The sequence below is a fragment of the Pseudomonas urethralis genome (assembly GCF_021602465.1).
Lineage (GTDB): Bacteria > Pseudomonadota > Gammaproteobacteria > Pseudomonadales > Pseudomonadaceae > Aquipseudomonas > Aquipseudomonas vlassakiae.
The window spans coordinates 197,867-209,982 of record NZ_BQIJ01000006.1; the positions used below are offsets into that span (position 1 = coordinate 197,867).

General features: G+C 63.0%; 9 protein-coding genes and 3 pseudogenes. 9 read left to right on the top strand and 3 right to left on the bottom strand.

Annotated elements, in window-relative coordinates; genetic code table 11:
• The first annotated feature begins 152 nt into the window (after positions 1 to 152).
• The 5 genes and pseudogenes from dgcB to L6D64_RS12515 all read left to right on the top strand — a co-directional run bounded on the left by dgcB (position 153) and on the right by L6D64_RS12515 (position 5,646).
• On the top strand, positions 153 to 2,105 hold the full coding sequence (gene dgcB, locus L6D64_RS12495) for a dimethylglycine demethylation protein DgcB (RefSeq protein ID WP_176509078.1): 1,953 nt from the start codon (positions 153 to 155) through the stop codon (positions 2,103 to 2,105).
• Complete coding sequence (gene etfA / locus L6D64_RS12500) at positions 2,105 to 3,337, top strand: electron transfer flavoprotein subunit alpha (RefSeq protein WP_176509077.1); 1,233 nt, start codon at positions 2,105 to 2,107, stop codon at positions 3,335 to 3,337. The genes dgcB and etfA overlap by 1 nt, the downstream gene beginning before the upstream one ends.
• Positions 3,338 to 3,347: 10 nt before the next feature.
• A complete protein-coding gene (gene etfB, locus L6D64_RS12505; RefSeq protein WP_176509076.1) occupies positions 3,348 to 4,118 on the top strand; it encodes an electron transfer flavoprotein subunit beta in 771 nt (256 codons plus the stop codon).
• A gap of 643 nt (positions 4,119 to 4,761) precedes the next feature.
• Positions 4,762 to 4,974, top strand: a pseudogene (locus L6D64_RS12510) (RHS repeat-associated core domain-containing protein); the annotation flags it as partial.
• A gap of 114 nt (positions 4,975 to 5,088) precedes the next feature.
• A complete protein-coding gene (locus L6D64_RS12515) occupies positions 5,089 to 5,646 on the top strand; it encodes a hypothetical protein (protein ID WP_236192463.1) in 558 nt (185 codons plus the stop codon).
• Between the two features lie 48 nt (positions 5,647 to 5,694).
• Here L6D64_RS12515 and gbcA read toward each other — a convergent pair whose 3' ends face one another.
• Complete coding sequence (gene gbcA, locus L6D64_RS12520; protein WP_176509074.1) at positions 5,695 to 6,987, bottom strand: glycine-betaine demethylase subunit GbcA; 1,293 nt, start codon at positions 6,985 to 6,987, stop codon at positions 5,695 to 5,697.
• Between the two features lie 295 nt (positions 6,988 to 7,282).
• Between gbcA and gbcB the strand changes: the two genes are divergently transcribed.
• Positions 7,283 to 8,383: a glycine-betaine demethylase subunit GbcB gene (gene gbcB, locus L6D64_RS12525; RefSeq protein WP_054886038.1), complete on the top strand. Its 1,101-nt coding sequence runs from the start codon at positions 7,283 to 7,285 to the stop codon at positions 8,381 to 8,383.
• 105 nt (positions 8,384 to 8,488) lie between these two features.
• Here the strand turns inward: gbcB and L6D64_RS28525 are convergent, their stop codons facing one another.
• Together L6D64_RS28525 and L6D64_RS28530 are read right to left on the bottom strand one after the other, a co-directional pair.
• A complete protein-coding gene (locus L6D64_RS28525; RefSeq protein WP_373874240.1) occupies positions 8,489 to 9,361 on the bottom strand; it encodes a methyl-accepting chemotaxis protein in 873 nt (290 codons plus the stop codon).
• Positions 9,344 to 10,114: pseudogene (locus L6D64_RS28530) on the bottom strand (MCP four helix bundle domain-containing protein); the annotation flags it as partial. The pseudogene L6D64_RS28530 and the gene L6D64_RS28525, both read right to left, overlap by 18 nt.
• 274 nt (positions 10,115 to 10,388) lie before the next feature.
• Here L6D64_RS28530 and L6D64_RS12535 point away from each other — a divergent pair.
• The 3 genes and pseudogenes from L6D64_RS12535 to L6D64_RS28635 form a co-directional block, all read left to right on the top strand.
• Complete coding sequence (locus L6D64_RS12535) at positions 10,389 to 10,619, top strand: hypothetical protein (RefSeq protein WP_176509072.1); 231 nt, start codon at positions 10,389 to 10,391, stop codon at positions 10,617 to 10,619.
• On the top strand, positions 10,616 to 10,918 hold the full coding sequence (locus tag L6D64_RS12540) for a cell division protein ZapA (protein WP_054886035.1): 303 nt from the start codon (positions 10,616 to 10,618) through the stop codon (positions 10,916 to 10,918). The genes L6D64_RS12535 and L6D64_RS12540 overlap by 4 nt, the downstream gene beginning before the upstream one ends.
• A gap of 153 nt (positions 10,919 to 11,071) precedes the next feature.
• Positions 11,072 to 12,100: pseudogene (locus tag L6D64_RS28635) on the top strand (HAMP domain-containing protein); the annotation flags it as partial.
• Positions 12,101 to 12,116 lie beyond the last annotated feature (16 nt).

A 12,116-nucleotide genomic window follows, 5' to 3' on the forward strand; every position in this document is an offset into this window, starting at 1 on the left:
CTGGCCCCCTGCAGGAGCGGATTCATCCGCGATAGCGTCGGCACTGACAACGCAGTTGCCTGTGCTGGCCTCATCGCGGATGAATCCGCTCCTACAGGGTCCGCGCCGTCTTTGAAGGTGGCGCAAGAATCCAGCTGTTGTGGGAGTCTCCCATGTTGAACACCCTTCTACCCATCCTGCTGTTCGCTGCCCTTGGCCTGGCAGTGCTCGGCGCCCTGCGCCGGGTGCGCATGTGGCGACGTGGCCGGCCGTCCAAGGTCAACCTGATCGGCGGCCTGCTGGCCATGCCGCGGCGTTACCTGGTCGACCTGCACCACGTGGTGGAGCGCGACAAGTACATGTCCAAGACCCACGTGGCCACTGCGGGTGGCTTCGTGCTGTCGGCTGCGCTGGCGATCCTGGTGCACGGCTTCGGCCTGCAGAGCAAGATCCTCGGCTATGCGCTGCTGGTGGCCACGGTGATCATGTTCGGCGGCGCCATCTTTGTCTTCAAGCGCCGCCTGAACCCGCCTGCGCGCCTGTCCAAGGGCCCGTGGATGCGCCTGCCGAAGAGCCTGCTGGTATTCGCTGCCAGCTTCTTCATCGCCACCTTGCCGGTCGCCGGCATCCTGCCGGCCAACACCGGCGGCTGGGTGATGGTCGGCATTCTCGGCCTGGGCGTGTTGTGGGGCGTGTCGGAGCTGTTCTTCGGCATGACCTGGGGCGGCCCGATGAAGCACGCCTTCGCCGGTGCCCTGCACCTGGCCTGGCACCGCCGTGCCGAACGCTTCGGCGGCGGCCGCTCCACCGGCCTCAAGCCGCTGGACCTGGAAGACCCGAACGCGCCGCTGGGCGTGGAAAAACCGGTGGATTTCACCTGGAACCAGCTGCTCGGCTTCGATGCCTGCGTGCAGTGCGGCAAATGTGAAGCCATGTGCCCGGCGTTCGCTGCCGGCCAGCCGCTGAACCCGAAAAAACTCATCCAGGACATGGTCATCGGCCTGGCCGGTGGCAGTGACGCCAACTTTGCCGGCAGCCCTTACCCAGGCAAGCCACTGGGTGAACACAGCGGCAACCCGCACCAGCCGATCGTCAACGGCTTGGTCGATGCCGAGACGCTGTGGTCGTGCACCACCTGCCGCGCCTGCGTCGAGGAATGCCCGATGATGATCGAGCACGTCGATGCCATCGTCGACATGCGCCGCCACCTGACCCTGGAAAAGGGCGCGACCCCGAACAAGGGCGCCGAGGTGCTGGAAAACCTGATCGCCACCGACAACCCTGGCGGCTTCGCCCCCGGCGGGCGGATGAACTGGGCGGCTGACCTCAACCTGCAGTTGCTGTCGCAGGTGAAGTCCACCGAAGTGCTGTTCTGGGTCGGTGATGGCGCCTTCGACATGCGCAACCAGCGTACCTTGCGTTCGTTCGTCAAGGTGCTCAAGGCCTCCGGCGTGGACTTCGCCGTGCTCGGCCTGGAAGAACGCGACAGCGGCGACGTGGCGCGCCGCCTGGGTGATGAAGCGACCTTCCAGCAACTGGCCAAACGCAATATCCAGACCCTGGCCAAGTACAAGTTCCAGCGCATCGTCACCTGCGACCCGCACAGCTTCCATGTGCTGAAGAACGAGTACGGCGCGCTGGGTGGTGAGTACCAGGTGCTGCACCACAGCACCTACATCGCCGAACTGATCGCGGCCAACAAGCTGAACCTCGGCCAGCACAAGGGCGGCAGCGTCACCTACCACGACCCGTGCTACCTGGGCCGCTACAACGGTGAGTACGAAGCCCCGCGTGAAGTGCTCAAGGCACTGGGTATCGAAGTGCGCGAAATGGAGCGTTCGGGCTTCCGTTCCCGTTGCTGCGGCGGTGGCGGCGGTGCGCCGATCACCGACATCCCTGGCAAGCAGCGGATTCCTGACATGCGCATGGACGACATCCGCGAGACCCAGGCCGAGCTGGTGGCCGTGGGTTGCCCGCAATGTACCGCGATGCTCGAAGGCGTGGTCGAGCCGCGCCCGCAGATCAAGGACCTCGCCGAGCTGGTGGCGGAGGTGCTGATCGAAGAGGAAACTCCTGCGGCCCCAAAGTCGCCAACGGTTAAACGCGAACCTGCGGAGGTGCACTGATGAGCGACATTATCCGCCGCGACCCACGCGCCGAGTGGATCGCCCGTAACCGTCTGCATCCGCTGCATGCGGCGATGCAGACGCAACAGACCCGCTGGATGGGGCCCAACGGCCTGATCCGCAAGAACCCCCATGCGCTTGCCGCAGGTTTCATCGGCCCGGCCGGGCTCAAGCGCATCGACCGCAGCGGTGCCCAGCAGGGCACCGGTGTCGGCGGGCGGCGTACGGCGGCAGCCGAAGTACAGCTGCCGCTGCACCAGGTACCGGCGCCAGCGTTCTACATCGCCGTGGTACCGGACATGGTCGGTGGCCGCCTGAGCAGCCACGACCGCGACCTGCTGGGCTTGGCCCATGGCCTGGCCGGCAGCGACGGCGCCGTGCTGGCGGTGGTGTTTGGCGAACACAAGGAAAGCAACTTTTCCACAGCCGGTGTCGATCGCCTGCTGGTGCTCGATGGCGAGGCATTCGAAGGTTATGCACCGGAGCAGCGGGTGCAGGGGCTGCGCGCTGTGGATAACCAGTTCGCTCCGCGTCACTGGCTGTTGCCCGATAGCCGCAGCGGCGGCGGCGAGCTGGGCCGGCGCCTCGGCGCGTCGCTCGGCGAGCGCCCGGCGACTCGGGTGTGGCAGGTCAAGGATGGCCAGTGCATCGGCCGTGCCGGTGCCGGCCAGCAAGACCTGCAACGCGCCGTGCCACGCCTGATCCTGGGCGCGGCGGAGTGTGCCGAGCCGGTCAGCGAAACCCGTCACGAAGCGCTGCCGGTGGAGTTGTCCACAAGCGTGGTGCGTAGCCTGTCGCGCATCGAGGACCTGGGTGCGGTGGCGGTCGACCCGGCGACCATCGCCATGGCCGAGGCCGAATTCATCGTCTCGGGCGGCAACGGTGTCAAGGACTGGGACCTGTACCACAAGGCCACCGCGGCCCTCGGCGCCACCGAAGGCGCTTCACGGGTGGCGGTGGACGATGGCTTCATGCCGCGCAACCGGCAAGTCGGCGCCACCGGTACCTGGGTCACCGCACGGGTGTACGTGGCTGTGGGTATCTCGGGGGCGATCCAGCACCTGCAGGGCATTGGCGCCTGCGACAAGGTGGTGGCAATCAACATGGACCCGGGCTGCGACATGATCAAACGGGCCGACCTGTCGGTGATTGGCGACAGTTCGGCGATTCTCCAGGCACTGATCGAGGCTGTGGGCAACTTCCGCAGCGGCGGCCAGCGCGACGCGGCGTAAGGGCACGAGCATGAGTACGAAAGTGATCAGCCTGGTTTCCATCGGTGCCCACCCCAGCTCCGGGCGCGCCCGCCGCGCCGAGCAGGATGCGCGGGCGGTAGAGCTGGGCTTGCAGCTGGCTGGGGATAACTTGCAGGTGGTGCATGCCGGCGACCCGCGCGAAGAGGCGCTGCGCGCCTACCTGGGCATGGGCCTTGACCACCTGGATGTGCTGGAACAGCCGGCCGGGGCCGATGTGCTCGGCGTGCTGGGTGATTACCTGCGCGATGCTGGCGCTCAGCTGGTGCTGACCGGCAGCCAGGCCGAGACCGGTGAAGGGTCGGGCATGCTGCCGTTCCTGCTGGCTGAGAAGCTTGGCTGGCCGTTGGTGGTGGGGCTGGCCGAAGTCGAGTCGATCGACAACGGTACTGCCCAGGTATTGCAAGCCCTGCCTCGCGGTCAGCGGCGCCGGTTGAAGGTGCGCTTGCCGTTGCTGGCAACTGTGGATAACGCCGCGCCCAAGCCGCGCCAGAGCGCCTTCGGCCCGGCACGCCGGGGCGTGCTGGCAGCGCGCAATGTGGCGATCGTCGAGGATGACCTGCTGGCTGATGCCGAGCTGCAACCGGCGCGGCCACGGCCCAAGCGGCTCAAGGTGATCAAGGCCAAGAGCGGCGCGGACCGGATGAAGGCCGCCACGGCCAAGGCCAGCGGCGGCGGTGGCAAGGTATTGAAGGATGTTTCTCCACAGGAAGGCGCCGAGGCGATTCTAAAGCTGCTGGTGGAAGAGGGGGTTTTGCGCTGAGCGTGATCCGGCCCGATTCGCCGGCTTGCCGGGGAATCGGGTCCTTACAGGGGCCGTAGAATAATGGGCGTCCGCGACTTTTGCCCACGGAATCTGTTCGCCAAGGTGTGGGTAAAGTGTTCGTGCTTCGCTGCAGGCCAGGGATTACGCCGGCTTCGTAGGTTTGGTCAAAAATCGCTCAAACTGAGTGCAGGAACTGCACAGGAGTTGAGATTAGGTATTCTGCTGTTTTCCACAATCGCTGTTGGCGGCTCTGTGGATAATATGTTCAGCAACTTACGGATGCCACGGAATACGCGCCTTACAGCGTGTTGATCAAATAATAGCCATTGCTACATGAAAGTGCTCATAGCGCTTGATTTTCAAGGGGCCGACAGAGTTACTCACACCCCTGTGAACCATTTCGCAATTTGCTCACAGAGTCTGTTGGCCACTCTGTGGACAAGTTGTTTGGTAACGCTTGTATCCATTGATTTTAAAGGCCTGTAGAAAACTGATCATTATTTGCACAGACATTTGGCCAAGATGAGTTGGCCAGCTGCGCACTCATCTTGTGGATAACTTCCCCACCCTGTTAATTCTGCTAGTTCCTGAAGGCTGGCCCGAGTGTTAGCGTTAGAGGTGAATCCTCCAGGGGGCCATGATGAGTATCGCAACGTCGATCAGATCTGACCTGCATCGCAGTTATTCCCCTTATGGCGCCTTCAGCCCTGTCGGAGGGCCTTGGCAGTCATTCGCTGGCGCTCATCTTGATCACATCAGCGGCTGTTACCTCTTGGGCAACGGTCGTCGCGCCTACAACCCAACCTTGATGAGGTTGTGTAGCTCCGACCGCCTTAGCCCTTTTGATAAAGGGGGTAGAAATAGCTACGCCTATTGCGCGGGCGATCCGGTGAATCGGGTAGACCCTTCAGGTGAGGCTTCCCTGGCGATCAAGGGCAAGAGAGCATCCTTCATAGAGCGGGGCAGCATGCCTGTTGAATCGATCACGGCTGGTGATGCGGTGGGCTATGCGGTTCAAGCACTCTACGCAGGTAATGGTGTGTTGGGCGTTACCAACACCATTGTTCGAGGCATGGAGGCAGTGCAGGGTGGTAATCAATCTGCAGTAGCCCGAGGCGCGATGATTGGTGACTTCTGGGGGTATGGCCTTTCCTTGGGGACTCGCGCAACGACCGTTTCGGAAATGCTACAGTCTCCGGCGGCCTTGTCGGCGGTTCCGCCCAGCAGCCTGTTTGCAATGGCCAGTGGAACGGGCAGCACTCTTTCTTATGCTGAACTTCCCGGACGGATCGGTCAGCTGTGGCGCAGCTCAGACTCCACCCTGGATTTTCTGATGCTGGCCGTAAGAGGCACTGCGAGGGCGAGCGGCTTTGATCTGGCAGGAAACGCAGTGGCACGAGTAGGGTCACCCTTGCTCAGTACTGCGCGCGTGATCGGACGCTCAATAGCGTCCATTGCCCAGGGCCGGGAAGTTGTAATCACGGTCAGGGCCAGGCCCCCTGATGTACAAAATACCCGTCTCTGACGTGCACTGTGTCCAGGGCGGCAGTCGCCGCCCCTGGATCTGTTCAGCTTACTGCGCCTGCACTTCCTTGAGGTACGCCGCCGGCTCCGCCCCCAGGTTGTTCAACACCCGCTGGCTGTACCAGTCGATGAAGTTGACCACGCCAAACTCGTAAGTCTTCGAGTACGGCCCTGGCTGGTACGCGGTGGAGTTGATCCCCCGCTGGTTCTCTTCGGCCAGGCGGCGGTCCTGGTCGTTGGTGGCGTCCCACACCTTGCGCATGTGCTCAGGGTCGTAATCCACACCCTCGACGGCGTCCTTGTGCACCAGCCATTTGGTGGTGACCATGGTTTCCTGGGCACTGATCGGCCACACGGTGAACACGATCATGTGGTCGCCCATGCAGTGGTTCCACGAGTGCGGCAGGTGCAGGATGCGCATCGAGCCCAGGTCTGGATTCTTGATCCGGCCCATCAGCTTCTGGCAGGCCTGCTTGCCGTCCATGGTCATCGACACGGTGCCCTTGAGCAGCGGCATGCGCACGATGCGGTTACGCAGGCCGTGGCTCTTGTGCAGGTACGGGATCTTTTCGGCTTCCCAGGCGGCGGCGGAGGCCGCTACATGGTCCTTGAAGGCCTGGTCGGCGCGCGGGTCGTTGGTGTCGTCCCATTCCAGCAGGGTCTGCAGCAACTCCGGATGCGAACCGGAGCAGTGGTAGCACTCGCGGTTGTTTTCCAGCACCAGCTTCCAGTTGGCCTTTTCCATCAAGGTGGTCTGCACCGCCACCTTGGTGTTCTCCATGTCGTACGGTTCCATGTAGTGGTCCAGGGTGGCCAGGAACTCGTCGATGGCAGGCGGGTTTTCTGCCAGGCTGATGAAGATGTAGCCGCCGGATACCTTCACGTGCACAGGCTTGAGGCCGTATTGCTTCATGTCGAAATCGGCGCCCATTTCGGTGCCGGCGAACAGCAGGCGACCGTCCAGCTCGTAGGTCCACTGGTGGTAGTGGCAGACCAGCTTGGCCACCTTGCCCTTGTCGCTCACGCACAGACGCGAACCGCGGTGGCGGCAGACGTTATGGAAGGCGTGCACCTTGCCTTCGGCACCCCGTACCACGAGGATCGGGTTGTTGCCGATCTGCAGGGTGATGTAGTTGCCCTTGGCCGGGATCTCGCAGGTCATGCCGGCGATCAGCCATTCCTTCTGGAAGATCTCCTGCATGTCGATCTGGAACAGACGCTCGTCGGTGTAGAACGGCTGGGGCAGCGAGTAGGTGCGCTCGCGGGTCTGCAGCATTTCGGCGGTGGCCTTGCGTGCAGGTTCCAGTGGATCGCCCAGGCTCAGGGTTGCGGTGACGTCCATCGTTGATTCCTCGGGGCCGTGTGCGGCCGGCAAAAGGTGGCTAATCGTTGTTGTGGTGCCGCAAGGCTGCTTGTCAGCAAACAGCTGGTTGTTTTGCCGTGGAGTGTGCGTCCGAAGACGCCACGAACCGTATCCATGGGCGACATGGCCGATTTGAATTACGACGCGCCAGCCCTTGCAGCGCGGGGCTGGTCGCGATAAGCACGCCGATGTCGCTGGCAGGAATGTACGTCGCTCACGGGATGCGCATTATCGGAGCCATGAAAAGGGCCAGAATCGGCCGCTGGAGATGAACATGTCCGATACCTTCCTCAATCCGGTCACCACCCAGACCTGGGCCAATGGCCGCCACATCGTGCGCTGCGTCAAGGTCATCCAGGAGACCTGGGACGTGCGCACGTTCTGCTTCATGGCCGACCAGCCAATCATGTTCTTCTTCAAGCCCGGGCAGTTCGTCACCCTGGAGCTGGAGATCGAAGGCAAGCCAGTGATGCGTTCGTACACCATCTCCAGCTCGCCATCGGTGCCCTACAGCTTCTCGATCACCGTCAAGCGCGTGCCGGGCGGGTTGGTGTCCAACTTCCTCCACGACACCATGCACGAAGGCGCCGAGCTGCCGGTGCACGGCCCGGTGGGCTTGTTCAACGCCATCGACTTCCCGGCGGGCAAGGTCCTGTACCTCTCCGGTGGCGTGGGCATCACCCCGGTAATGTCGATGGCGCGCTGGTTCTATGACACCAACGCCAACGTCGACATGGTGTTCGTGCACAGCGCCCGTTCGCCGAAGGACATCATCTACCACCGCGAGCTGGAACAGATGGCGTCGCGCATTCCCAACTTCAGCCTGCACATCATCTGCGAGAAGCATGGGCTGGGTGAACCTTGGGCGGGCTACCGCGGTTATCTCAACCAGCGCCTGATGGAGCTGATTGCGCCGGACTACATGGAGCGTGTGGTGTTCTGCTGCGGCCCGACGCCGTACATGACAGCGGTCAAGCGCATGCTCGAAGCGGTCGGCTTCGACATGAAGAACTACCACGAGGAGTCGTTCGGCGCGACGCCCCCCGAGGCCAAGGCCGATGCCGTGGAGCATGCCGAGCAGGCGGCCGACGCACCGGAAGTGGATGCTTCGGACCTCAACCTGGTGGAGTTCATCGGCAGCGAGAAAAGCATCCGCGTCGCCCCGGGCGAAACCGTGCATGCGGCAGCAGCGAAGGTTGGCCTGATGATCCCGAAAGCCTGTGGCATGGGCATCTGCGGGACCTGCAAGGTGCTCAAGCTGGGCGGCGAAGTGGAGATGGAACACAACGGCGGGATTACCGAGGACGACGAAGCCGAGGGCTACATCCTGTCGTGCTGCAGTGTGCCGAAGGGGGATGTGCGGATCGATTACTGATCCGAGATTGCCGGGGCTGAAGGCCGCTCCTGCAGGGTTACGCGTTCTCTTGCAGGAGCGGCCTTCAGCCGCGATGGGCCGCAAAGCGGCCCCGGTTTCTTGACGTCAGGTACGGAAGCGCGCCACCAACCCGTTCAAGTCAACGGCCAGGCGCGACAGCTCGGCACTCGCTGCGCTGGTCTGATGCGCCCCGGTCGCACTCTGCACCGACAGGTCATTGATGTTCACCAGGTTGCGATCCACTTCACGCGCCACCTGAGCCTGCTCTTCCGCTGCACTGGCAATGACCAGGTTACGCTCGTTGATCTGCGCCACAGCCCCGGCAATGGTATCCAGCGCCATGCCCGCACCCTTGGCGATATTCAGCGTCGATTCGGCGCGCTCGGTGCTGGTGCGCATCGATTCCACCGCCTCTTCGGTACCGCCCTGGATGCTGCCGATCATGCGCTCGATCTCGCTGGTCGACTGCTGGGTGCGGTGCGCCAGCGCCCGCACTTCATCCGCCACCACGGCAAACCCCCGCCCGGCCTCACCGGCACGCGCCGCTTCGATCGCCGCGTTCAGCGCCAGCAGGTTGGTCTGGTCGGCCAGGCCGCGGATCACGTCGAGCACCTTACCGATATCACGCGACTGTTCGGCCAGGTGGGTGATCAGCCTGGCGGTGGCTTGTACGTCGCCGCTCATGCGCTCGATGGCACCCACGGTTTCCATGACCAGGTCACGACCGTCGCCGGCGGAACGGCTGGCTTCGCTTGACGCTTCCGAAGTGCTGACCGCGTTGCGCGCCACTTCTTCCACGGCACTGGTCATCTCGGTGACGGCAGTAGCCGCCTGTTCGATTTCGTTGTTCTGCTGCTGCAGGCCGCGTGCGCTTTCGTCGGTGACGCAGTTCAATTCCTCGGCTGCGGAGGCCAGCTGGGTGGCGGAACCGGCGATCAGTTGCAGGGTGTCGCGCAGCTTGTCCTGCATGCGCGCCATGGCGCGCTGCAGGCGGGCTGCTTCGTCGCTGCCTTCGGCGCGGATGACTTTGGTCAGGTCGCCGTCGGCCACCTGCTCGGCGGCCTGCAGCGCTTCTTCGATCGGCTTGACGATGCTGCGGGTCAGCAGGAAGGCGCAGAGGAAGGTCAGCGCCGTGGCGGCAATCAACAGGCCGATTACCAGGGCGAACGCGGTGTCGTACTGCTGGGCGGCGGTTGCGTTGGTGGCGCGGGTCTGCTCGGTGTTGATCTGCACCAGAGTCTCCATGACCTTGTTGATCTGCTCGGAATTGGCCAGCAGGTCGCGGTTGAGCAAGTCACGCAATTCGTCGAGGCGGTCGGCCTGGCTCAGGCTGCGCATGCGCGACTCGAGCTGGCGGTACTGGTTGAGCAGCTGGGTGTACTGCTCGAAGGCGGCACGCTCGTCGGCTGCGGTGATCATTGGCAGGTAGGCCTGGCGGGCGCGGTCGATCTGGGCGTTGCGCTGGTCCAGCAGGTTGAGGGTGTCGCGCTGGGTTTCCGCTTCGCGGTTGAGCAGCAGCCGGTAGGACAATGAGCGCAGGCGCAGGTTGAGCGCAGCCAGTTCGTCGAGCGTCTTGATGCTGGGCACGCTGTTGACTTCAATGGTTACGCCGGCCTGTCGGATGTTGCCCATCTGCATGAGCGAGAAGATACCGAGGCCGAGCATGAGCGCGCCGATCAGAGCGAACCCGAGCAACGCGCGCGGTGCAATGTTCATGTTGCGTAGTGACATGGAGAGAGTCCAGGCTGGGTGGGGTGGCGCGGTCCATGCGACGGAATATGACCTACCTGTCTATCGGTCGTGACTGAACAGTCTTGAGGATGACCCCATGAAACTTTTCAGCGCGCTGGCCCATTACCTGACCGGCGGTTGATCCAGGTCGGAACAAGGGGCCAGATACCCTGTCAATCTGCGGGTTAGAAACCTTGAGAATCCGATATTTAATGGCGGGGGCTCACGCTTTTCTTTATCGTGTGCGCCCTTTGCAACAACCCGAGATAGACCCATGCTGGAAGCCTCCCTGAATCAACTCGAGCAACTGGTCAGCGACCTGATGCAGAAAAACGCTCAACTCACCGAGCAGAACACCGCCCTCGACCAGGCACTGGCCCAGGCCAAGGAAGAAAACGAAACCCTGCAACTGTCGCTGATGGAGCAGGAAGAGAAGCACGGCGCCACCGCCGCGCGCATCCAGGCGCTGGTTGACCGCGCCAGCGCTGGCGTCGTCGGCGCATGAGACTGCAAGCGCAGCCGATCAATGTCGTGTCGATTCTTGGCAGCGACTATTCGATCAAGGCGCCCGCAGGCCAGGAAGAAACCCTGGCCCAGGCCGTGCGGATGCTCAACACCGCGCTGAGCGAGACCAAACGCCAGTACCCGACCCTGATCGGCGACAAGCTGCTGGTGCTGGCCGCGCTGAACCTGTGTTCCAAGCAGGTCGAACTGCAAAAGGAACATCAGCAGACCCTCGAGCGTACCCAGGCGCAGATCGACGCCACGGTGGATGCCATCGTCAAGACAATCGCTGAGTCCTGACGCATCTTCGGGGTCGCGGTGCGACCCCATTGTTCCAGATCACTGGATTAACTGAATACGCAAGTGTATACACTTCCCGCAAAACAATAATTAGCGGGGAGCAGGGGCATGCGTATCTGGCGTAAGAGCATCCAGTGGCAATTGATTGCAAGCATGGGCGCCGCCCTGCTGGCGAGCATCCTGGTGGTGGTGATCATCTTCACGGTGGCACTCAACCGCCTGACCGAACGTTACCTGGTCGACACCGCATTGCCGGCCAGCATCGAAGCCATCCGCAACGACATCGAGCGCATGCTCGGCCAGCCTCTGGTGGCGGCCGCCGACATTGCCGGTAATACGCTGCTGCGCGATTGGCTTGCCGCTGGCGAAGACCCCGGTCAAGCCCCGCAATTCCTCGAATACCTGCAGGCCGCCAAGCAACGCAACCATGCGTTCACCACGTTGTTCGCCTCGACCGAAACGGGCAACTACTACAACGAGAATGGCCTGGATCGTGTGCTCAGCCGCGGCAACCCCAATGACAAATGGTTCTACGGCTACATCGATAGCGGCGCCGAACGCCTGGTGAATATCGACATCGATCACGCCACGGGTGAACTGGCATTGTTCATCGACTACCGCGTGGAAAAGGCCGGCAAGCTGGTTGGCGTGGCCGGCATGGGCCTGCGCATGACCGAACTGTCGAAACGCATCCACGACTTCAGTTTCGGTGAGCACGGCAGAGTCTTCCTGGTGCGCAATGACGGCCTGATCCAGGTGCACCCGGACGCGGCCTTCAGCGGCAAGCGTCAGCTCGCCGAACAACTCGGCGCAGAAGCTGCCAAGGCGGTGATGACCGGTGGTGAAAGCCTGCGCAGTAGGCGCTTCAACCGCGACGGTGAAAGCTACCTGGCGCTCGGCCTGCCTCTGCGCGACCTCAACTGGACCTTGGTGGCCGAGGTACCGGAGGAGGAAATTTACGCGCAGATGCACCAGACGGTGGGGCTGACCAGCCTGGTCGGCGGCAGCGTGGCCCTTGTGTCGCTGCTGCTGGTGGTGCTGCTGGCGCGTGGCCTGGTGCGCCCGATCCGCCGCGTCACCGCCGCGCTGGTACAGATCGGCAGTGGCGGTGGCGACCTCAGCCACCGGCTGGACGATGCCCGTCAGGATGAACTGGGCGATCTGGCCCGTGGCTTCAATCGCTTCCTCGACAGCCAGC